21 protein-coding genes and 1 pseudogene are annotated in these 21910 nt (G+C 69.4%); 7 read left to right on the forward strand and 15 right to left on the reverse strand.

Going from position 1 to position 21910, the window contains the following annotated elements:
• The first annotated feature begins 3 nt into the window (after positions 1–3).
• A complete protein-coding gene (locus tag AB0I38_RS03920; protein WP_358461431.1) occupies positions 4–417 on the forward strand; it encodes a VOC family protein in 414 nt (137 codons plus the stop codon).
• A gap of 52 nt (positions 418–469) precedes the next feature.
• Here the strand turns inward: AB0I38_RS03920 and AB0I38_RS03925 are convergent, their stop codons facing one another.
• The 4 genes from AB0I38_RS03925 to AB0I38_RS03940 form a co-directional block, all read right to left on the reverse strand.
• On the reverse strand, positions 470–961 hold the full coding sequence (locus AB0I38_RS03925; RefSeq protein WP_358461434.1) for a (2Fe-2S)-binding protein: 492 nt from the start codon (positions 959–961) through the stop codon (positions 470–472).
• 15 nt (positions 962–976) lie between these two features.
• A complete protein-coding gene (locus tag AB0I38_RS03930; RefSeq protein ID WP_358461437.1) occupies positions 977–3295 on the reverse strand; it encodes a molybdopterin cofactor-binding domain-containing protein in 2319 nt (772 codons plus the stop codon).
• A complete protein-coding gene (locus tag AB0I38_RS03935) occupies positions 3292–4515 on the reverse strand; it encodes an oxygenase MpaB family protein (RefSeq protein WP_358461440.1) in 1224 nt (407 codons plus the stop codon). The genes AB0I38_RS03930 and AB0I38_RS03935 overlap by 4 nt, the downstream gene beginning before the upstream one ends.
• Before the next feature lie 175 nt (positions 4516–4690).
• Positions 4691–5914: an oxygenase MpaB family protein gene (locus tag AB0I38_RS03940; protein ID WP_358461443.1), complete on the reverse strand. Its 1224-nt coding sequence runs from the start codon at positions 5912–5914 to the stop codon at positions 4691–4693.
• A gap of 164 nt (positions 5915–6078) precedes the next feature.
• Here AB0I38_RS03940 and AB0I38_RS03945 point away from each other — a divergent pair, with 164 nt between their 5' ends.
• Entirely contained in the window at positions 6079–6759 is a 681-nt protein-coding gene (locus tag AB0I38_RS03945; protein WP_358461446.1) for a TetR/AcrR family transcriptional regulator, read from the forward strand.
• Positions 6760–6819: 60 nt separating this feature from the next.
• Here AB0I38_RS03945 and AB0I38_RS03950 read toward each other — a convergent pair whose 3' ends face one another.
• The gene (locus AB0I38_RS03950; protein WP_358461449.1) at positions 6820–7455 is read right to left on the reverse strand and encodes a transcriptional regulator; all 636 of its coding nucleotides are present in this window, start codon (positions 7453–7455) and stop codon (positions 6820–6822) included.
• A complete protein-coding gene (locus AB0I38_RS03955; RefSeq protein ID WP_358461452.1) occupies positions 7452–7847 on the reverse strand; it encodes a DNA-binding protein in 396 nt (131 codons plus the stop codon). The genes AB0I38_RS03950 and AB0I38_RS03955 overlap by 4 nt, the downstream gene beginning before the upstream one ends.
• Positions 7848–7903: 56 nt before the next feature.
• Here AB0I38_RS03955 and AB0I38_RS03960 point away from each other — a divergent pair, with 56 nt between their 5' ends.
• The 3 genes from AB0I38_RS03960 (at position 7904) to AB0I38_RS03970 (ending at position 11025) form a co-directional block, all read left to right on the forward strand.
• Positions 7904–9154 (forward strand): PEP/pyruvate-binding domain-containing protein, encoded by a 1251-nt coding sequence (locus tag AB0I38_RS03960; protein ID WP_358461454.1) that lies wholly within the window; start codon positions 7904–7906, stop codon positions 9152–9154.
• Between the two features lie 38 nt (positions 9155–9192).
• Positions 9193–9807, forward strand: a complete 615-nt coding sequence (locus AB0I38_RS03965) for a histidine phosphatase family protein (RefSeq protein WP_358461457.1) — start codon at positions 9193–9195, stop codon at positions 9805–9807.
• 78 nt (positions 9808–9885) lie between these two features.
• Positions 9886–11025 (forward strand): epoxide hydrolase family protein, encoded by a 1140-nt coding sequence (locus AB0I38_RS03970; RefSeq protein WP_358461460.1) that lies wholly within the window; start codon positions 9886–9888, stop codon positions 11023–11025.
• Positions 11026–12320: 1295 nt separating this feature from the next.
• Here the strand turns inward: AB0I38_RS03970 and AB0I38_RS03975 are convergent.
• A pseudogene (locus AB0I38_RS03975) lies at positions 12321–12467 on the reverse strand (PLP-dependent aminotransferase family protein); the annotation flags it as partial.
• A gap of 71 nt (positions 12468–12538) precedes the next feature.
• Between AB0I38_RS03975 and AB0I38_RS03980 the strand changes: the two are divergent.
• The gene (locus AB0I38_RS03980; RefSeq protein ID WP_358461463.1) at positions 12539–13162 is read left to right on the forward strand and encodes a LysE family translocator; all 624 of its coding nucleotides are present in this window, start codon (positions 12539–12541) and stop codon (positions 13160–13162) included.
• A 201-nt stretch (positions 13163–13363) separates the two neighbouring features.
• Here the strand turns inward: AB0I38_RS03980 and AB0I38_RS03985 are convergent, their stop codons facing one another.
• Positions 13364–13711 carry a histone-like nucleoid-structuring protein Lsr2 gene (locus AB0I38_RS03985; RefSeq protein WP_358461466.1) on the reverse strand — a complete coding sequence of 116 codons (348 nt, stop codon included), beginning with the start codon at positions 13709–13711 and terminating at the stop codon, positions 13364–13366.
• A gap of 906 nt (positions 13712–14617) precedes the next feature.
• Here AB0I38_RS03985 and AB0I38_RS03990 point away from each other — a divergent pair.
• Positions 14618–14953 carry a YciI family protein gene (locus tag AB0I38_RS03990; RefSeq protein WP_358461469.1) on the forward strand — a complete coding sequence of 112 codons (336 nt, stop codon included), beginning with the start codon at positions 14618–14620 and terminating at the stop codon, positions 14951–14953.
• Positions 14954–15121: 168 nt separating this feature from the next.
• On the opposite strand, the gene AB0I38_RS03995 is transcribed toward AB0I38_RS03990, so the two are convergent.
• From AB0I38_RS03995 to AB0I38_RS04025, 7 genes are all read right to left on the reverse strand, one after another.
• Positions 15122–17617: an ABC transporter permease gene (locus AB0I38_RS03995; protein WP_358461472.1), complete on the reverse strand. Its 2496-nt coding sequence runs from the start codon at positions 17615–17617 to the stop codon at positions 15122–15124.
• Positions 17617–18306, reverse strand: coding sequence for an ABC transporter ATP-binding protein (locus tag AB0I38_RS04000; protein WP_358461475.1), 690 nt, complete (start codon positions 18304–18306; stop codon positions 17617–17619). Before AB0I38_RS04000 ends, AB0I38_RS03995 begins: the two co-directional genes overlap by 1 nt.
• On the reverse strand, positions 18303–18812 hold the full coding sequence (locus tag AB0I38_RS04005; RefSeq protein ID WP_358461478.1) for a PadR family transcriptional regulator: 510 nt from the start codon (positions 18810–18812) through the stop codon (positions 18303–18305). The genes AB0I38_RS04000 and AB0I38_RS04005 overlap by 4 nt, the downstream gene beginning before the upstream one ends.
• A gap of 145 nt (positions 18813–18957) precedes the next feature.
• Entirely contained in the window at positions 18958–19941 is a 984-nt protein-coding gene (locus AB0I38_RS04010; RefSeq protein WP_358461481.1) for a CU044_5270 family protein, read from the reverse strand.
• Positions 19941–20516, reverse strand: coding sequence for an RNA polymerase sigma factor (locus AB0I38_RS04015; RefSeq protein ID WP_358461484.1), 576 nt, complete (start codon positions 20514–20516; stop codon positions 19941–19943). The genes AB0I38_RS04010 and AB0I38_RS04015 overlap by 1 nt, the downstream gene beginning before the upstream one ends.
• Positions 20517–20859: 343 nt before the next feature.
• The gene (locus tag AB0I38_RS04020; protein ID WP_358461488.1) at positions 20860–21321 is read right to left on the reverse strand and encodes a VOC family protein; all 462 of its coding nucleotides are present in this window, start codon (positions 21319–21321) and stop codon (positions 20860–20862) included.
• Positions 21318–21905 (reverse strand): DinB family protein, encoded by a 588-nt coding sequence (locus AB0I38_RS04025; RefSeq protein WP_358461491.1) that lies wholly within the window; start codon positions 21903–21905, stop codon positions 21318–21320. The genes AB0I38_RS04020 and AB0I38_RS04025 overlap by 4 nt, the downstream gene beginning before the upstream one ends.
• Positions 21906–21910: the final 5 nt, after the last annotated feature.

Consider the following 21910-nt stretch of genomic DNA (forward strand, 5'->3'; position numbering starts at 1 on the left):
GGCATGAACATCACCATTCATCAGGCCTTCCTCCCGCACACCGACCCCGAGGCCGCTCTGGGCTTCTATCGTGACACCCTGGGCTTCGAGGTCCGGGCCGATCACGGCTACGAGGACATGCGGTGGATCACCGTCGGACCGGCCGGCCAGCCCGGCACCTCAATCGTGCTGCACCCGCCGGCGGCCGATCCGGGCGTCACCGATGACGAGCGCCGCACCATCTTGGAACTCATCACCAAGGGCGCCTACACCGGCATCACGCTGGCCACCCACGACCTCGACGGGCTTTTCGACCGCCTCCAGGCCGCAGGTGCCGATGTCGTCCAAGAGCCCATCGACCAGGACTACGGAGTCCGCGACTGCGCCTTCCGCGATCCCGCCGGCAACCTCATCCGGATAACCGGCTCACCTGAGTGAGCCGGCCCGCGAATCACCACACCCGCCCGGACGTAGGTCTGACCCCACCGGCCTAAACAGGCCCGCCTCCCATGTTGCCGGCGCCGGCCTTGATCGCCGCGCGGATGCGGGAGTAGGTGCCACAGCGGCAGATGTTGCGCAGGCCGTCGAGGTCGGCCTCGGTGATCGCGCGGCCTTCGGCGGCGGCCCGGCGAACCAGCGCCACGGCGGCCATGATCTGGCCGGGCTGACAGTAGCCGCACTGGGCGACATCGTGGTCGAGCCAGGCCTGCTGCATCGGGTGCAGGTCCCTGCCGACCGTGGCCGGGAGCCCTTCGATGGTGGTGACCTCGTCGGTCGGCTGAAGATCTTCGACGGGGATCGCGCACGGGTTGACCGCTTTGCCGTTGAGGTGGCTGGTGCACGCCTTGCAGACGTTGATGCCGCAGCCGTACTTCGGCCCGGTGATGCCGAGGACGTCGCGCAAGACCCACAGCAGGCGCACATCGCCGGCGACGTCGACGGTGACCTGCTCGCCGTTGACGCGGAAGGTGTACTCAGGCACTCGCAACTCCTTGCTTCAGCGGGCGTGGTCCACGCCGTCGGTGGGGGACGGCGGGACGGGCGGGACGGTCGGCTTGGGAGTGAAGGAGAGCGTGCCGTGGTTGATCGGGAAGCGGGTGGGCATCGTCCCGGTCGCGCGGCCGTAGGCGCAGGCGACCGCGGCCATCGACGCGGAGACGCCCAGCTCGCCGGCGCCGCCGGGCGTCTCGGAAGTGCTCGGCATGACGATGATCCGGAGTTCGGGCGGGGTGTTCCACTGCCTGGTGTAGAAGTAGTTGTCCCAGCTCGCTTCGAGGAAGTAGCCGTCGCGCAGATGCAGGCTGGAGGTCAGGGCCAGTGCGATGCCGTCCATGACGCCGCCCATCATCTGCGCCTCCAGGCCGCGCGGGTTGACGGCGAGACCTACGTCCACCACGAAGACGACCTTGGTGACGCGGGGCCCGCTCACGCCGTCGCGAACGGAACGGTTGACGGTCTCGGGCCGGCAGTCGATCTCCACCAGCGCGGCGCTGACGGCTTTGTACTCGGCGTGGAACGCGATGCCCTGCGCGGTACCGGCCGCCATCGGCCGCCCCCAGCCGCCCGCTTCGGCCGCCTTGGCGAGGACCGCCCGGGAGCGGTCGTCGCGCAGGAAGCCGTGCCGGAACCGGTAGGGATCCTTGCCCATCCTTCCGGCGAGCTGGTCGACGATCAGTTCGCGGGCGCAGGTGACATCGGGCGAGTAGACGTTGCGCATGCTGCCGGTATTGAAGCTCTTGTCCGTCTCGCTGAGCAACTGGCTACTCGCGCCGAAGTCGTAGGACATCGCCTGGCTGAGATGGAAGAACGTCTGGGAGAAACCGATGTCGCCCACCGGGAGCCGCGCGGCCATGGCGGTGATGATCTCGCCGAGCCCGTGGCCGAGGTCGGTGGAGACGCTGGTGTGCCGCTGTTTGTAGCTCAGCACGGTGTCGCCGAGGTAGGCGACCCGTACCCGCGAGGTGGCCATGGGGTGGGTGCGGCCCTGGCGGGCGTCGTCGGCGCGGTGCCACATGAGCTTGACCGGTTTGCCGATCTTCTGGGACACCTCGGCCGCTTCCAGCGCGGCGTCGAAGAACAGCTTGCGCCCGAAGGAGCCGCCGCCTTCGATGACATGCACGGCGACCCTGCTGGGCGCCAGCTTCAGCTTGGTGGCGATGGCCTGCTGGGCGACGATGGGCGATTTCAGCGCCGACCAGATCTCGGCACGGTCGGCCCGCACGTCGGCGATCGCGCAGTTGGGTTCCAGCGCGCTGTTGCTGCGGAAGTAGAAGGTGAACTTGCCTTCGACGGTCGGGGTCGGCGGCCTGAGCCCGAGAGGTAGTTCCGCGGCTTCCAGTTGCCGCAGCACGCTGTCGTCGGATTTGCCCGCCGCGGTGCCGGCTTTCCAGGTGACCTTCAGGGCGCGTACGGCGTCGACGCACTGGCCGAAGGTCTCGGCGCGCACCGCCACCCCGGTGGAGATCACCACGACATCGGTGACGCCCGGCATGGTGCGGACCTCGGCGAGGTTGGCCACCGAGCCGACCTTGCCGTTGATGGTCGGCGGGCGGCACACCATGGTCGGCTTCGCGTTCGGGACGTCGAGGTCCATCGTGAACTTCTTGCGCCCGGTGACCGCGTCCAGAGCGTCGACCCGGTTGTGCGGTTTGCCGATGACGGTGAAGTTCTCGCGTGACGTGAGCTCCACGGACACCTGCCGGGTCCGGGTGCTCGCGGCCTTCTCGGCGAGCGCGCCGATGTCGATGCCGCGACCCGAGCGATCGGTGATCACACCGGCCTTCAGCGTCAGGTCGGTGACCGCCGAGCCCAGTTCGGCTGCCGCGGCCTCCAGCAGCCGGAGCCGGGCGACGGCGGCGGCGACCCGGATCGGGGTGTAGGTCGCGAAGGTCGTGTTCGATCCGCCGGTGAGCTGGTTGAACACGAGCTCAGGCCGGGCGTCGGCCAGCGTGACGCGCACCCGGTCCAGCGGCACGGCCATTTCCTCGGCGATCAGCATGGCCGTCGAGGTGGTGATGCCCTGCCCCACCTCGGCCCGCGGCAACGCGAACGACACCGTGCCGTCCGGCCTGACCTCGACCGAGATGAGGCCCGAGGTGGGCAGCGCCGCCGCGGTCATCAGGTCGTTGAGGTCGAGCAGTTGCGTGAGTTCCGGCGAAGGCAACGGGGCGGCGGCCGCCGATGCCGCGGCCGATGTCGTGGCCGATGCCGCGGGTGTGAGTTCGGCGGCGGCCACCAGGGTCGGACCCGCCAGCACGTACCCGAGGAACCGCCGCCGCCCGATGGCCTCGTCGAGCCCGCCGTTCGATCCGGTCATGAGCCGGGACGGTTGGTCGTCGGGATTTCGATCTTGGTTTCCTTGCCCTTGGTGAGAAAGAACAGGATGTACTGCCGCACGGCCTCATCGATGACCCAGGCGACACTGGGCACCAGGGGCAGCGGGATGAGCCCCTCGCGAAACTTCACCAGCTTCGGCCAGGCGGAGCTGATCAGCGGGCCCCACACCGGTTCGCGTCTGATGCCGTCCCAGTCGGCCACCTGGTCACCGACCAGGTAACGGGCGAGGGCGTTGCACAGGGGACGGCTGATGCTGCCGGGACTGGTCTGCTCGGCGAGCTGGCCCAGCAGGATGTCGGTCAGTTCCACACCCTCGGGCGTCGGGCCCATGTTGCGGGGCAGGATCTGGTCCGACTGGGCGTTGGCCGCGGCCCAGGTGGCGGGGAGGTATTCGTCCTTGATGCCGAGCATGTGCGCGGTCACCTGCCACACGTGCAGGTACGCCTCGGAGTCGGCGGGATTGATCGGGACCTGCCATTCGAGCATCTTGCGCATGGCGAAGGTCGGCAGGGTGTGCCAGGTGACCAGCATGTCCTCCTGGCTGATCGGGATGTCCCCGCCCCAGTGGGGAGACTGCTGCAGCAGGTGGCGCACCGCGGCGTGCACCAGCCGGGTCTTCACGGACTCGACCACGCAGGAGCCGTCGGGCCGGTAGGCGTTGAGGGCTCCGACGGCGAATCCCAGGATGCTGGTCTTGGCGACGCGATCCTCCATGTCCGCGCCGCCTTTGGAGTAGTAGACCGCGCGGGCCTCTTTGGGGATGGCGGTGCTCAGCATGCCGCCGCCCACTCCGTTGAGCAGGTTGAGGTACAGCCCTCTGGACTTGTTGAACTGGGCGGCGGTGTTCAGCTTGCCCTGGTCGGCCCATGACGGCAGCTGCCGTGCCCGCTCCATGAAGGCTTTGAGGTCGCCCGGCAGCCCGTCGGGTAAGGGCTGGTCGTTTCGGGTCCAGTTCCACAGCAGCCGGTTGACCTCGGGCACGGCACCGCGATCGATCAGCGAGGCGACCAGCGGGTCGGCCTCCTCGTCCCACACCCACCGTGGATCGGTTCCGGCGCCGGTGCCGGCCATCGAACCGCTCGGCGCCCAGGTCCAGGCCGCCAGGGCGCGGGCTTCCGCTGGAGACGCCATCCCCAGCGCTCCGAGCGCCCCCAAGGCGCCGCCCGAGATCAGCATCTTGCGTCTGCTCAGCTCCGCCATGCCGTGACTTCCTTTCCCAAGCTTGGTGATGTGCCGGCACATGGCCGGTCTTTGTCCATCTCGACAAAGAACGTCGAGGTTTTCCGTACGCGGCTCTCGAACGGATGGGGGCGCGGCGTGGAAGGTCTCGGCCCGGATATGAAGATTCCGGGCCGAGAATTCAGACCGTCGAGTTTCAGGATGGGCGGTTGGTGTCCGGGATCTCGATGCTGATCGGTCGCGCCTCGGACAGGAAGAGGAGCGCTGCTTTACGAAGGAACTCGTCGAACAGCCAGTAGGCCTCCGGCGCCAGCGGGAAGGGAAGCAGACCTTCGCGGACGGCGATGAAGGGCCCCCAGGACAGCTTGAGCAGCGGGTCCCAGACGGGCTCTCTGCGGATCTTCACCCATCCGGCGATCTGGTCGCCGAGCAGGAAGCGCGTGAACGCGCCGAGTATGGGCTTGCTGAGGATGCCGGCGTCGACGGAGGAGCCGAGGTTGAGAAGGATGTCGGCCAGCTTGATGCCTTCGGGCGTCGGAGCCAGCACCGGTTTCAGGACCTGGTCGGCTTGGCTGTTGGCCTCGGCCCAGGACGCCGGGAGGTACTCGTCCTTGATGCCCAGCATGTGCCCGCCCAGCTGCCACGAGTGCAGGAACGCCTCGGACTCGGCGGCGGGGATGGGCACCTTCCACGCGGTCAGCTTCTGCATGACGGTCGTGGGCAGGCTGTGCCAGGTGACCATCATGTCCCGCTGACTGATCGGGATCTCTTCGTCGGCGACGTCCGGCCAGTACGGGGACTGCGGCAGCAGGTGTCGCACCGCTGCGTGCACCAGGCGGGTCTTGACGCAGGTCACGATCATTTCGCCATCGGCCTGGAAGGCGTTTCGGGTGCCGATGTCATACCCGAGTTTGGCGGTCTTGGAGATGCGGTCCTTCATGTCCGCGCCGCCCTGGGAGTAGTAGACCGCGCGCGCCTCCTTCGGGATGACGGTGCTCATCATGCCGCTCGCCAGCCCGTACAGGACGCCGAGGTAGAGCCCTCGCTTCTCGTTGAACCTGAACGCGGTCGCGAGCTTGCCCTGGTCGGCCCATGAAGGCAGTTGGCGGGCCTGTTCCATGAAGTCCCGGAGGTCGGCCGGCAGTCCGGCCGGTAACGGCTGGCCGTTCTTGGTCCAGGTCCGCAACAGTGTGTTGACCCTGGGCACGTCGCCTCGGTCGAGCAGCGAGGCGACCAGCGGGTCGGCTTGCTCGTCCCACACCCATCGCGGGTCGGTGCCTGCCCCTGCGCCCGCCACCGAGCCTTGGGCCGACCACGTCCAGGGCGGGAGCGCGTGCGCGGGCGTCGCGATGCTCAGCGCACCGAGTGCGCCCAGCGCACCGCCCGCCTTCAGCACGTTGCGCCTGCTGACTTTGTCCATCCCTTCGTTCCTCCTCCTCGTCGGAGCCGGGAGACACTTCCTGATACGATGAAACAAGGAACGATTCTGCGTATCATCGTTCATGACAGCACACTGTTAAGCGCATCACAAGAGTGCGAAGTCGACTGTTGTGGACTGAGGCAGAATCAGGACAGGAGGTGATCGTGGAAAATGCGCTGTCCGGGCTCATCGCACCGGCAGACTCCGAGTCGTTGCTGGAGCGCGCATACTCTGATGCCGTCGAACGCGTCGACGACACGGACGAGATGCGGGCACGCATCCTCGATGCGGCGTACGACCAGTTCTCGCGGATGGGCATCCGCCGTTCCACGATGGAAGACGTGGCCCGCCTGGCGAAGGTTTCGAGGATCACGGTCTACCGGCGGTTCGCGACCAAGGACGTGCTGGTCGAACACGTGGTGCGTCGCGAGTTTCGCCGCTATTTCGATCAGTTTCTCATCGACATAGAGCAGGCCGACACCGCTGCTGATCGGGTGATATTGGGCTTCGTAAGCTCGTTGCGCGCGATTTGGAGCAATCCGCTGATCGGGGGCCTGATCGCCGCCGAACCCGACCTGCTGGTGCCCTCCATGACCAGCGACGGGGGCCGGACCCTCGCCACCGTGCGGCAGTTCGTCGCCGGCCAGCTCCGCCGGGAGCAACACGCCGGCAACGTGTCAAGCGACCTTGACACCGACCTCGTGGCCGAACTTATGGTCCGAGTCTCCGCCTCGTTTCTGGCGATCCCCAGCCTCATCATCGACCTCGACGACGACCGGCAACTGGCCGCGGTGGCCCGGCAGTTTCTCGTCCCCATGCTGCGGCCGACCGGCTCCCCCGGCTGACCGCCGAGACGGACGGCCCGCTGCTGCCGCGGCCGGACGGCCACCGGGGGCATCGTGAGGTCAGGGTTCCGCGTGCCGGTCGAGGCCGAGCGTGGCGATGAGGTCTTCGTGGAGCTCGAACCAGACACGATGGCAGGAGTCGACGTCGGTGCGGTCGACCCAGGCGCCCTCCCCGGCTCGGGCGCGCGCCAAGGCTGCGGTGAATCGTGTGTCGTATCCGCGGAACCGTGTCAAAAGGCTCCCGAGGCGGTCCGCGAGCGGCATCAGGGCGCGGTCGATGCCGGTGAGCTCGTGCAGGATTCTGGCGTCCCAGGCGGGATCGGAGTGATCGTTGACGGCGAGCCGATCGCCGGCGGTGGGCCGGAGTTGCCAGTCGGTGCAGGCTCGTTGCAGGAGGGCGTTCAGCGGGAGGAACTCGCGGTAGAGGTCACGGACCTCGTCGGCACCGCCGATGCCTGCGAGCTCGGCCGCGAGCCGGCGCTCGTTCTCGGCTCGGCCCGCTTCGGTCAGCGACCAGCCTCCGGTGCCGGCGAAGGCGGTGTGCCCGACCCAGCCACGCGCCTCGGCGTCCAGCAGCACCTCTTTCGTCTCGGCCGCATCGAGCCCGTACCGGTGAGCGACCGCCGGGGTGTCCGCGAATCCGGTGATGCGCACGGCGTGCAGGACCAGGAGGTCGAGCGGAGAGTCCCGCGTCACGAGTCGGCGTCCTGTCGTGCCGCCAGGCGGGTGTAGTGCTGCTGGCACGCCTGCGGGGAGTTGAACCCCATCGCGTGCGCCATCTGTGCCCAGGTCAGTCCCGTGCTCCGGGCCATGAACAGCAGGGCGGTTTCGAGTCCTTCGACCTCGGCGCGCGCGGCGGGCAGGAGGGCGAGCGCGCTCAGGATGTCCTGCGGATTCAGCTCGGCGTGGCGCCAGACGGCGAACTGCGCGAGGTCGACCGCCGACGGCGGGGCCGGCGGGGGTCGCCATGGCCGGGCGTCGAGCAGGTCCGCGCCCAGGTTCAGAAGACGCTCACGCGCGTCCTGCTCACGGCGGGCCTGGACGTGGTCAGCGTGCACGGAGTGAACGATGTCCTGCTTGTGCTGCATGCGACTCATGGTGCACAATCAACAAATCGTTGTCAACAATCTGTTGAAAGTAGGGGATGGTGATCGTACCCCTCAAGGAGGCTGTCGCCGATACCTGCGGGGGCAAGGCCGGGGCGCTCGGCGCGTTGCTCCGCGCGGGTCTACCGGTTCCCGACGGCTTCGTCGTCTCGTTCGACGCCTACCTCGCCGCGGTCCGCGACCTGGACCTCGGGCGGATCACCGGCGAGCCGGACGATCTCGACGCGGCGCGGCGGCTGATCGAGGCCCGCCCGGTCCACGCCACCGTGATCGACGCGCTGGGACGCGCACTCGACGCGCTCGGCGATCCCCCCGTGGCGGTCAGATCATCGGCGGCGACCGAAGACACCACTCAGGCATCGGCGGCCGGTCAGCACGAGAGCTTTCTCGCCGTGCACGGAGCCGGCGAGGTCGCCGATGCCGTACGTGCCTGCTGGGCCTCGCTGTTCTCTCCACGTGCCATCGGCTACCGGGGCGCCCTCGGCCGCGACGACCAGCCATCCGCCGATCTGGTGATGGCCGTCATCGTCCAGCGTCATCTGGATGCCGAGGTGTCCGGGGTCATGTTCACACCCGCGGACCCGGACGACGCGACCGAGATCGAGGCGTCCTGGGGCCTCGGCCCCAGGATCGTCGAGGGCAGGGTCACCCCTGACGCCTACCGCGTCGCCGAGAACGGGCCGGTCACCCGCACCGTCGCAGACAAACGGACCCGCCTTGACCGGCGCGGCACGCGACTCGTCATCCGCGACGTGCCCGCCCATACCCGGGGCCGACCGACGATCGACGACGCGATCGCCACGCGGCTGGCCACGCTGGGCAAGGAGATCGCTGCCGTGCTCGGGGGACCGCAGGACATCGAGTGGGCGATCGTCGACGGCCGCATCTGGGTTCTGCAAGCACGGCCGGTCACCGCCGCACCCCCACCGCCGGCACCGCCTGCCGGCGCCTCGGACACCTCAGCCGCCGCACTCACCGGAACACCAGGCAGCCACGGGACCGTGACCGGCACCGCGAGGATCGTCCGCGGTCCCGGAGACTTCGCGCGCGTGCGCCCGGGCGACATCCTCGTCTGCCCCTTCACCGACCCCGCTTGGACGCCGCTGCTGCGCATCGCCGCCGGCGTCGTCACCGAGACCGGCGGTGTGCTCTGCCACGCCGCGATCGTCGCCCGCGAGCACGCCATCCCCGCCGTCCTCGGCATCCCGAACGCGACGAGCAGGCTCCACGACGACACCATCATCACCATCGACGGCACCACCGGCACCGTCACGCCGGCGAACGCGTAACTGATCACTTCCGTCCCCGGCCAAGGAGCCATCTCCGCATGACAACACGACACCTCTACCTGGCACGCCATGGGGCGGCCGACGCGTTCGGGGAGCTCACCGGCATCGGGCACCGGCAAGCGGGCCTGCTGGGCGAACGGCTCGCCGGCGTACCGGTCGACGCCGTGTGGCACTCTCCGCTACCACGCGCCGTGGCAAGCGCGCACGAACTCGCCCGGCATCTACCGAACGTGCCCGTGACCGAGGCCGCCGAACTCGTCGATCACGTGCCCTACATTCCCAGCGCGGCCGAAACGCCCCCGTCCTGGGCCGGCTTCTTCGACGGCTACGACGACACCGAGGCAGCCTCGGGCCAGAGGCTCGCCGAGGCCCTGGTCACCCGGTTCGCGAAGGCCCCCGGCACGACCACGAAAGGGCCCCGGCCCGACACACACGACGTTCTGGTGACGCACTCCTACCAGATCGCGTGGCTGGTGCGGCATGCACTGGACGCGCCGCCATCGCGATGGCTCGGACTGAACAGCGCCAACACCGCGCTGACGGTGATCGAGTACCGCGACGGCCTGCCACCCACGATCGTGATGTTCAACGACATGAGCCACCTCCCGCCCGACCTGCGCTGGACCGGGTTCCCCCACGTCATGAGGCCGTGAGCCTGGACCTGCATTCTGCACGTCCAGCCGGTGCACGGGGCACTATCTGCGGGGACGGATGCGCCTAAGAATGGAGGCATGAGTTCGGAGATCACACCCTTTCGCATTGATGTCCCGCAGGCGCAGCTTGACGATCTGCGCGACCGGCTCGTCGCGACCCGCTGGCCGGACGAACTGCCCGGAGTCGGCTGGTCGTACGGCGTCCCGGCCGGGTACGCGCGGCAGCTGGCCGAGTACTGGCGCACCGGATTCGACTGGCGCGCCGCCGAGGCGCGGTTGAACGCGTTCCCGCAGTTCACGACCCGTATCGACGGGCAGAACATCCACTTCCTGCACGTTCGCTCACCCGAGCCGAACGCACTCCCGCTGATCATTACGCATGGCTGGCCCGGCTCGGTCGCGGAGTTCATGAAGGTCATCGGGCCGCTCACCGACCCTGCCGCGCACGGCGGCCAGGCGGCCGACGCCTTCGACGTGGTCGCCCCGTCGATCCCCGGATTCGGTTTCTCCGGGCCGACCACCGAGCCCGGCTGGGACCTGAACCGGGTCGCCAGGGCGTGGGCCGAGCTGATGCGTCGCCTCGGCTACCACCGCTACGGCGCGCAGGGCGGCGACAGCGGCGCGGTCATCTCACCGATGCTCGGCCGCGCCGACGCCGCGCACGTCGTGGGCGTCCACGTCAACGGCGCCCTCGGCTTCCCCACCGGTGACCCTGCCGAGTTCGAGGGCCTCACCGAGGCCGAGCTCGCCCGGCTCGGCCAGTACCAGGACCAGGACCGCGCCGGCTACGCGATGATCCAGGCGACCCGGCCGCAGACCCTGGCGTTCGGCCTGCACGACTCGCCCGCCGCGCAACTGGCGTGGATCGCCGAGAAGTTCAAGGAGTGGACCGACCCCGCGCGGGAACTGCCCGAGGACGCGGTGGACGTCGACCAGCTGCTCACCGACATCAGCATCTACTGGTTCACCGGGACCGCCGCGTCCTCGGCCCGCCTGTACAAGGAGACGCAGAGTTCATGGGGCGCCGCCGCCGAGTACACGGCGCTGCCGCACGGCGTCGCCGTCTTCCCCGGCGATCCGGGCGTCCGGCGGATCGCCGAACGCGGGCACAACGTCGTGCACTGGTCGGAATTCGACCGGGGCGGCCACTTCGCCGCCATGGAGACGCCGGAACTGCTGGTCGAGGACATCCGGGCCTTCTTCCGCGCGGTGCGGTGAGGCCCGGCGGGACATCCGCTCACTGACGTCCGAGCATGCAGCTCTTCATGCCGGCGTTGCCGTGGTGGCCGGAGTGCGGAACCTGGCGGCCCGAGGTCAATCCGCGATGAGATCGTCCGGCCTGGATCGGGCGAGGTCGGCAAGGGTGGCCAAGGCCCGGGACAGGACCTCCGGGTGAGGTGAGGCAAGCCGAGGCGGATGGCGTTCGGCGCGCTGTTGCGGCCGACGGCGAAGGCCGCCGCGGGGGTCACCGCGATGTCATGTCGAGCGGCGGCCGCCACGAACGTGTCGGCCCGCCAGGGCGGCGGGAGCTCCCACCAGCAGTAGTAGGAACGTGGATCGCTGCGGATCGCGAACCCGTCCAGGTGGCGGGCGGCCATCTCCTGACGCATGGCCGCATCCCGCTGCTTGGCACGGGCCACCGATCGGGCGGTGTCGTCGGTCAGCCACCGCGTGGCCGCCTCCAGCGCGAACCGCATCGGCGTCCACCCACCCGACCGCAGCGCCGCCGCCACACCCGCGACGGCAGGGCCCGGCATGACGGCGAAGCCGAGCGACAGCCCCGGCGCCAGACGCTTGGACAGGCTGTCGACGAGTATCGTGCGCTCGGGCGCGAAGGCGGCCAAAGGCGGCAAATCCTCACGGAGGAAGGACCAGATGGCGTCCTCGATCGCGGGCACGTCCAGGCGCTCCAGGACGCCCGCGAGCTCGGCCCTGCGCTCCACCGGCATGCTGATCGACAGCGGGTTGTGCAACGTCGGCTGGACGTAGATCGCCTTGAGCGGGGCCCTGCGTGCGGCGGCCTCGACGGCCGCGGGATCCAGACCCGCCGCGTCGACCCGCAGCGGGACCAGCGTGACCCCGATCCGGGCCGCGATCCCCTTGAGCACCGGATAGGTGAGCGCCTCCACCCCGAGTCGCGCGCCTGGAGGGACCAACGCGGTGATGGCCGCCGCGATCGCCTGACGGCCGTTGCCCGAAAACAGCAGCCGTTCCGGATCGGGACGCCACTCCCCGCGTGCGAGCAGATCGGCGACGATGCCACGCGCCGGCGGGGTGCCTGCCGCGCCGACCGGCCGCATCGCGGCCTCCAGCACGTCGGCGCGCAGCAACGGACTGATGCCGTCGGCGAGCAGCTTCGACTGCTCGGGCACAACGGGGTAGTTGAGCTCGAGGTCGACTCTGCTGCCCGCGGGCTCGGCCAGCGCCGGCCCCGGCCGTGGGGCGGCGGCCCGCACGAAAGTGCCGCGACCGACCTCTCCGACGATCAGGCCCCGGCGAGCCAGCTCCCCGTAGACGCGGGCGGCGGTGGAGGCGGCAATGCCGTGCCGCCGCGCGAAGACCCGCTGCGGAGGCAGCCGGTCACCCGGTCGCAGCCTCCCCGCCCCGATCTCCGCCGCGACGGAGTCGGCAACGCGCCGATAGTCCTCCATGCCGGTCATCCAAACACAACATTGCTCCGAGTACAATTTCTAATATTGTACCGATATCGCATCGCCGATAGCTTCGTTTCATGATTGAACAGAGCGCGGTGCTCGGTGTCGTGTCCGTGGCGCTCGGAATGGTGCTGTCCCCTGGGCCGAACATGATGTATCTCGTGTCCCGGAGCACCAGTCAGGGACGACGAGCAGGCATCATCTCGCTGGGCGGGGTCGCGGCGGGCTTCCTCGTCTATCTGGTGGCGGCGAACCTCGGCCTGGCGGTGTTGTTCTCCGCGATCCCCGAGCTTCTGACCGCCATCCGGATCGCGGGAGCGTTGTATCTGCTGTGGCTGGCCTGGAAAACGCTCAAGCCCGGCGGGGCGTCCGTCTTCGCGACGCGGGAGGTGCCGCCCGACTCCCCGCTGCGGCTCTTCATGATGGGCCTGATGACCAACCTGCTCAACCCGAAGATCGCGCTCCTCTATGTGGCGATCATTCCGCAGTTCATCGACCTCGACCGGGGAAACATCCTGCTCCAGGGCATCACCCTCGGCTGCGTCCAGATCGCGGTCGCCCTCCTGGTCAACCTCTCGATCGTGCTGGCCGCAGGCGGCATCGCCGGCTTCCTGTCGGCCCACCCCTCCTGGCTCCGCATCCAACGCCTCACCATGGGCTCCCTCCTCGCCGTCCTCGCCGTGACGCTCGCCTTCACCTGAGTACGGCTACGCGGCCTGCGGGCTCGAGGTCCGGAGGGTGGGCTCTTCCCTGCCGCCGCACCAGCGCGGGATCGCCTGGACCAGCGCCTCGTACCGCGAGGAGGTGCGCCATCATCAGGAAGCCGCAGGCGACGTCCGCCTGCGGCACCGGAAACAACGCCCTACCTCTGATCTATCTCACGGCTGTTGGGGGGGTCCCCCCTAGTGGGCAGCCTCGTACTTCTCCACCACCGTGGAGGCGATGCGGCCTCGCTCACTCACCGGCAGGCCGTGCGTCTTGGCCCACTGCCGGATTTCGGCGGACTTCTCCCTGCTCATGGTACGAGCGCTGCCACCGGCTCCGCGTCGGCCTCGGCCGGCCCGCTCACTCCTGACCGCGCGAGCCTTGGTGATGAAGGGCGACAGGGCCTTACGCAGGGCCTCCTCGTTCTTCTCCCCCAAGTCGATCTCATACGCGACGCCGTCGAGACCGAACTTGACGATGTTCTCGGACTCCATCGGGGTTCCGTCGAGGTCGTCAATGAAAATCTCTTGAATCTGCTTGGCCATGCTGGCACTCCATGCTCGATAGGATTGTTGGCTACTGTAGCGGTCTTCAGTAGAACAAGGGCAGCCTAGAGCCTTCGTGCCCACGAAACGAAGTCACCGAACTGTCGCTGCATGAAGTCATTCATCGCAGTCCCCGCGACCAGGCGGGCCCGCCCCGTTGCCAACGGTGCCGGTGAGCGAACATGCGCAACCATCTCCGAACTCCCGCACATCATGCGTCCACCCGAACTCGAGCTTACGGCTCTGTCCATCTCACCTGGCGTTGACCAGCAGTAGTAAGCCACGCCCCGCACTCGGCGAGGCGTAGGCCTCAATCTCTGGCATTGTCGTGACCCCTCCGGTTCCCCGTCGCAGTCCGGACAGACAGGCCACGGCCGCAACGGTCCTGGATGTCATCTCCGCTTGGTCCGGCAAAGGTGCTGGTCGCCGGATTGTCGTCGAGACGATATCCCGTCCGCGCTCATCGTGATGAGGTTCACGCTGTCAAAGTCGAATTCAAACGATTTGCCGCAGCGGCAGCAACATGCGGTTGCGAGCCCCGCAAGCCAATGAACGCACCTGGTAACTCAGCGGAAATCGGCCAACAGATCGCCGTTGGCCGAGCAGGTCGATGTGGCTCTCCTCCGCGAGGTCAGGCGCCCTTCGGGGAGACCCCCGCCTTCAGGCGGGGGAGGAATCGGACTCCTGCGGAGCAGGGCAGGGGCAGGCGATCCGCCGCCAGGCGGACCGCCGTCAAAACGCCGCACGACACCGCACGGTTCGGTAGTGTGTTCGACGGCGGCGACAACCAAGCCACCGGATGAATGATCGGAATCACCCTCGCCGCAGGGCTTGCGGAGAGGCGAAACGCCTGTGGAGCCGGTGTAAGACCTCAACGAGAGTCCTCTCTCGGGCGGGCGACCGGCGGTGAAGCAGGAAGCCCAACCGGCGACGGTTGGAATCCCGGTTCTTCAGAGCCGGGAGGATGTCAAGGAGACCGTCAAGAGGTCCGGGGAGATGATCAGCACCACCGCGCTGGCCGACCCGTCGCAGAGCGCCGTGGTCAAAGTCCGGGGCGGCGTCCCGGCGGTGACGGACGGGCCCTACCTTGAGGCCAAGGAGTACCTCGGCGGCCACTACCTGGTGGAGTGCGACAGCAGGGAGCGTGCCCTGGAGCTGGCCGCGCTCATTCCGGACGCCGGCGTCGAGGGCCTCGGCATCGAGGTGCGGCCAGTGGTCTACGCGGGCGGGGCGGACGGCTGAGCAGGCGGTGACCGAGGGCCCGTAACCCACAGACCTCGGATCATGTCGCCGGCCACCACGTGGTGGCCGGCGAGCGCCGGGTGCGTGCCGTGGAGCCGGCCACCCCGCTATCGAGCGGTCAGGCCGGCGGCGTCGACCAGGTACGCGGCGAGCAGTCCAGGATCCTCGTCATAGGAGCCGGCGGGTGAGGGGCAGTCTGGTCCGGGTGATCAGCGCCGCCACTGTCGCCAGAACGGGCAGCCCGACCACCACGGCGATCACGAACGGCCACGGTATGGCGATCGTCGCGGGGTCTGCGGCGCCGCGCGTCGTCATCGGCCGGCTCAGCGCCACGCCTGTCAGGATGCCCGCGACCAGCCCCACCAGCGCGCCGAGCCCGGAGATGTAGAGGGCCTGGCCGGCCACGACCATCCGCAACGTCCAGGGCGGGGCGCCGATGGCCATCATCGTCGCCCGCTCAGGCCGCATGTCGGCGGCCGCCAGGCGGGTGGCGGCCAGTGTGCCGCCGACGACGAGGACGAGAGCGCCGCCGAGCCAGCCCCACAAGCCGGGGTCGGGCACGTTGCGATAGCCCTCCTCGGAGGCGATCGAGACGCGGGGGGTCACCTTGGCGAGATCGCGCCACAACGTCGAGCCGGCCGGTGGCCGGTGCATGGCGTAGAGCTGGCGCTCCGCCGTCGAGAAACCGGCCTGCTCGACCAGGGCGCGCGGCAGCAGGGCGCCGCCCTGGTGCTCGTCGGCGGGTGTGGCCAGCACCGCCGGCACGTCGAGCGTGCGCGGAGGGCCGGACGTGGAGCTCGCCCGCAGCGTCAACTTGCCGTCCCGCAGCGCGGCCGCGTCGAACACCACGGCCTTACCGCTCGCCAGCGCCGCAGCCGCCTTCGGGTCGTGGCGCCCTTGCAGGAGCCCGAGCAGAGCCTGGTCTCCGATGGCCACCGTGCGACGCGTCCGGGTCCCGTTCCATCGCACCGTGTACCGCAGCGCGTACCGGCGGCCCTGGGCGTCCTGCGCGCGATAGCCGGCGGCCAGCGGCACACCCGGCAACTGGCGGGCCGCTTCGGCGCGAAGCCTGTCCCAGGACGCGTTACTGACAGTGCCGCCCCAGATCGCCAGCATGCCGGTCGGGCGCGCGGAGGTGTAGGCGTCGCGCCGGTCCATGTATTCGCTGTGGGTGCCGATGCCCACCGCCACGACCGTGGCCGTGACCGCCATGACGGCCGCCACGGCGCTCGCCGTCCGGGCTTGGTGACGGACCGCGTCGCGTACGGACACCCGCAGCGGAAGCCGCAACCACGCGGCCGGCCGGCCCGTGAAGCGGACCAGCCATGGCGTCAACACCACCAGCCCGAGCAGGACCAGCACCGCGGAGGCGAGCACCCACACCGATTCCGGCTGGCGCCGCGCCACCACGGTCGCCCCCAGTCCGGCCAGCACCAGCGCAGCGCCTGCCAGAGGCCATCCCGACCGGGCGGCCGCCGCGGGCGCACGGCCGGCCAGCACGGTCGCGGTGTCCTGCCGCGCCGCCTGTACGGCAGGCACCAACGCCGCCACGAGCCCGGCGAGCAGGCCCAGCGCGGCGACGGCCAGAACCGGCGCCCACGGTACCCCCGGCGAACCGACCTGCCCTCCCCAGCGGGCCACGATCGGCGCGCCCAGCACCCCGGCCCCGATGCCCAGCAGCGTCGCCACGAGGGCGGCCGTGCCGCCGAGGACCAGTCCGTCGGCCAGCACGATCGTCCGCAGGTGCCCCGCCGAGCCGCCCTGCGCCGCGATCTCGGCCAGCTCCCGGCGCCGTCTCCGGAGCCCGACCGCGAAGGCGGGCCCGGCCAGCAGCACGGTCTCCAGCACCACCATGATCACCATGATGCCGATGCCGACCGTCTGCTGGATGCCGAAGGAACGAACCTCGAAACGCGACGAGTCCATGATCATGGCGCGGGAGGTGACGTACAGACCGGCCTTGTTCAGCGTGGGCACGTCGGCCCAGGACACGGGTTTCGCGGTGTCGGCGAGCCAGCCGGTGCCGTACCCGAACGGAGCCCACAATTCGTCCGACGGCGTCAACGAAAGGTCCAGACCCACGACCTGCCGAAGCGACGGCCGGTGCGGGTGCTCGACCACGCCCACGACCGTCATCGGCGCCACGCCGGATGGCCGCAGGAGGTCGCCGGGCCGCAGGCCCAACGCGGGTGTCACCGCGACCTCACCGGCGGCGGGAAGCCTGCCCTCGCTCAGCGTCAGCATTCCCCTGGTCAGGGGATCGCGCAGGTCGGTCTCCAGCGCTTCGGCCCGCTCGGTGCCCAGCCGGAGCTCGCCGGCGTTGAAGGGGATCAGCCGGGCGCCCGGTCCGAGCAGCGCCACCACCTCGGCGGCGCCGAGCCTGGGCTCGGCCGCCCCGTCGACGCCCGTGTCCCAGCTCCCCCCGCCGCCCGGCTGCTGCTGGAGCTCCGTACCCTCGGGTGCCTGCACGAGGCGGGCGTCGGCCGCGCCGAGCTCGGCCACCAGTCTCTCCTGCGAAGTGACGGTCATGGTCTCGGTGAGGGTGAGAATCGCAGTGATCACCAAGACCGGCAGACCGATCATCACCATGATGAGCGCGCTCCGTCCCCGGGAACGCCACGCGCTCCGGCGGGCGATGCGCAGCGCGGCGAGAACGGCGCTCATCAGGCGCTCACCAGCGACGAGTTCGTGGAGTCCGTGATCATCCCGTCGCGGAGGAACACCACACGATCGGCCCAGGCGGCGTAGCGCGGCTCGTGGGTGACGAGCAGGACCGCCGCGCCCGCGTCACAGCGAGCCCGTAATAGCTGCAGGATCTCGTCACCGGTGCGCGTGTCGAGCGCGCCGGTCGGTTCGTCGGCCAGCAGCAGGCGCCGCTCGCCGACCAGAGCGCGGGCGATCGCGACCCGCTGGCGCTGGCCACCGGACAGCTCCTCGGGGAAGCGGTCGGCCAGGTCTGCCACGTCGATCTCCGTCAGCACGGCCATGGCCTCCTCACGGGCGAGGCGTGATCGCACGCCGTCGAGCTCGCGCGGCAGCATCACGTTCTCCGCCGCCGTCAGCGACGTGATCAGGTTGAGGTCCTGGAAGACGTAGCCGACGCTGCGGCGGCGCAGTGCCGCCAGGTCGCGCACGCCGGCCAGGTCCTGCTCGTCGATGTGCACGCTCCCCGACGTGGGCCGGTCGAGCCCGCCCGCGAGGTTGAGCAGGGTCGACTTGCCGGACCCGGAAGGCCCCATGACCGCGACCAGCTCTCCCCCGTCGACCTCAAGGCTCACGCCCTTCAGAGCGTGTACGGCTGTCGCCCCCTCGCCATGGACTCTGGCCACCTCGGCCAGTCGTACGACCGTCATCTTTCCTCCTTCAGAACGGCCTCACAGTGGTCCAGCCACCGTTGCTCGGCCTCGGCCTGGAAGATCATGGAGTCGAGCACGAGCCGCTGACCTGCGCCCCCCGTGACGGCTTGCTTGGCCCTGGTCAGCTGCTGGAGGGCGCGCATGGTCGCCGTACGCTGCCTGCGGATGACCTCGGCGACGTCCACCTCCTTGGCGGCGACGGCCATGGCCAGCTTGATGACCAGCTCGTCCCGCGGCCGGTCGGACTGGACGACGGGGGTGCTGAACCATCGCGCCGTCTCCGCCCGGCCGGCCGCGGTGACCGTGTAGACGACCCGGCCCTGCTCGTCCGACTCCCCCGGCTCGACGAGCCCGTCGCGCTCCATGCGGGACAGCGTCGTATAGACCTGGCCGATGTTGAGCGGCCAGGTCGCCCCGGTCGACGCCTCGAATTCCACCCGCAGCTGGTAGCCATATCGGGGCCCCCTGCTGAGCAGGGCAAGCAGCCCGTGCCTGATCGACATGGATACTAAGTATGCATACGCAGTATGCATACTTCAAGTAGGTTCGCCGCATTCCGCCCAGGACGCACGTGCGGTGTCAGAAGTCATGCAGGTCAGCTTGGCGGCCGTGCCCTGCCCTCGTCACGAGCACCGGCCAAGGGCTCGGTTACGGAACGTCCCCCGCGTCGTCAACGATGCCGACGGACACCTGGGCCACCGAGATGATCACCTCACCCTCGGGCAACTCGCTGTACGGGGAGGGCGACTTGGCCCCGCCGACGTAGATGTGGCGTGCCCCGAGCAGGACGAAGGTGTTCGGGTCGATGATGACTTCCTGGCGGATCCCCTCGTCGTCGTGCGTGTAGATCGCCACGCCCTGCCTGCCCAGCAGATCGCGCACCTTCTCCACGCCGACGTCGTCCAGTTGGGAGAGGACGGTGTAGAGAGCGGCTCGCAGGCGAGCCGCCGGAACGCCTTCCTGCAGGATGCTCAGGATCTGACGAGACACCGCCCGCGCTTCGGGCAGAGGGATCACGCTCGTGTCCTTTTTCAGGCGTTCCAGCAGGGCGGACGGTTCCAGCGGGAGCGAGCGCAGATAGGCCGGGTCGAACCGCAGACGGGGGTCCTCCCCGCCTTGGCGCCGCTTGATCGTCTTGCCGCCTTCGTTCCGCCTGGCCCTCTCCTTGCCGTCCCCCCGAGTCCACATTTCGGCGGTGTACCGGGAGCCTGTCTTACCTCCTCCAATCGGTGGAACGACGACTTCGGGCATCAGCTTGGGTGAGGTGTAGTAGTCCCGTTTGACGTAGACCCACTGGTCGGCTCGCGGGTATATGTCCGTCTGGCCGGCCGCCGCCGCCGTCGCGTGCGTGGCCAGGGTCTCCGCGTTCGCCACCGACAGCCATGCCGGAGCGCTGGTGATTCCCCTCTCTCGATCATCCGTACCGAGGCTCTGCACCACCGTGACGCCTGTCATGATCGTGACGCCGAGCGCGCCCATGGTGGCCACGCGCAGCACCATACGCCGGACTGGGCGGACCGGCGGCTCCGAAGCCACCGCGGTCAGCATCCGCCGCCGGGCGCGATGCAGATCGTTTGTTTCGCTCTGCCGCACTTCTGACCGCAGGTCGCGGACCATGTCCAGATCGTTCATCAGGCCTCCTCGATCACGTTGGTGGGGTTGCTGCCGCCCAGTGCGTGGGCGATCTTGCGGCGGGCGCGGGACAGCCGGGACCGCACAGTGCCGATGGGCACATTCAGCGCCTGCGCCGTCTCCTCATAGGTGAGGTCACCCCAGGAGATCAGCAGCAGGACATCGCGCTCGCCCTTGCCCAGCTTGGCCAAGGCGGCCGCGAGCGGTCTGCGGGTCTCCGAGGCGGAGACACGGGCGACCACCCGCTCGTCGAAGGCCACCGCCACGGGGTCCTCCCCGGTTCGGGCGAGCGCCCGGTATCCGCGTATCTCCGCCCTTCGATGGGTACCGATGATGTTCGTGGTGATGCCGTACAGCCATGGCAGGGCGTCCTGGCGATCTAAGGCGTACTTGTGCCGCTTCTCGAACGCCCTGGTGAACGTCTCGGCCACCACGTCCTCCGCCTGGTCGGGACCGAGACGCCGGACGACGTAGCGATGCAGGACGGCGGCATGCCGCTCGAACAGCTCGGCGAAACTCTCTGGCTCGATCAGCGACGCTTCGATGACCGCCGAGTCCTGCATGGGGGCCGACACTTCGGAGACTGTCGAAACCTTTGCCCGGACCGGTTCTGATACGTCCGCCCGAAACGGCGCTCGCGCGTCCGCTGGAGGACCTGCCAGGACTGGCCCATCGTGTGGAATGGATGTCACGACGGTATTTATCCGTATTTGGGAGAAAGGTTCCCTCCAGGATCTCGTAGTCGGCCCGCCACACGGGTCTCGGGCGGCCGTCTGGAGCGCCGTCGTGCTCATCGTGCTCGGCCGGGCCCTGGCCCGGAACTCTCCTCCGACGGCGTTGTCGGCGGCAGGGCCCTCGCCTCTACCCCTGCTCAGAGGAGCTTTGGCGGAGGTCTCCGCAGGTGGGAGCCCCCCTCTCTTAGTCCAGGCAGAACTCGTTGCCCTCGGGATCGGTCATCACGATGAGGCCGGCGTCCATCGGCGGAGCGGGCTCGTCGCGACGCACCCGCGTCGCTCCCAGCGCGACGAGCCGGTCGCACTCGACCTCCAACGCCGCCATCCGCTCCTCTCCCTCCAGCCCGGGAGCGGCACGGACGTCGAGGTGGACGCGGTTCTTGGCGACCTTGCCCTCCGGCACCTGCTGGAAGAACAGCCGCGGGCCGTGCCCGTCCGGGTCCTCGATGGCCGATCTCGTGTTGCGCTGCTCCTGCGGCACGCCGACCTGTGCGAGGAAGTCGTCCCACGCGGCCAGCGGGTCAGCGCCCTCGGGCAGGTCGACTCCGGGCGGGCCGGGGTGCACGTAGCCCAGCACGTCGCGCCAGAAGGACGACAGCGCCCGCGGGTCGTGGGCGTCGAAGGTGACCTGGATGTGGCGGCTCATCGGGTTGCTCCGTTCGCGGCGGGGTTGGTGTGCAGGTAGAGGTCGCGCAGCAGGCAGACCTCGGACAGGTGGTGGATCAGCTCGCGGTGGATGTGCAGCACCAGATCGGCCATGGGCAGTTCGGGGAAGGGCTCCTTGGCGCCGACCGGGACCCGCAGCCCTGCCTCACCGAGACCGCGCACCCCGGCCAGCCAGCCGTCGAGCTGGGCTTCGAGCTGGCCGAGCGCGGTGGCCGCGCTGCCGGCGTACTCCCAGGTCTCGTACGACGCCGCCGGCGCGCCGAAGTGCGCCGCGTTGCGCCCGGCGAGCACGCCGACGATGACGTGACCGAGCCGCCAGGCGATCGTGGTGAAGGCCGCGGGGACCGGCTGGGGGAAGGCGTAGTCCATCGTGAAGTCCCCGGCGCCGGCCTGCACGGGCGCCGTCGAACTGCCGCGCGGCCGCACGCTCCAGGCGTCCGGCACCGGCGACCAGAAATACTCGTCGTCGGTGAGGCCGTCCAGCCGGCCTCGGAGCTGATGGTTCCAATGGAACTCCAGCTGCTCGCGCAGCGTCCGGTTCCAGTCGAGTTCGTTCGCGTCCATGGAGC

The organism is Nonomuraea cavernae (genome assembly GCF_040655715.1).
Classification (GTDB): Bacteria; Actinomycetota; Actinomycetes; order Streptosporangiales; family Streptosporangiaceae; genus Nonomuraea; species Nonomuraea cavernae_A.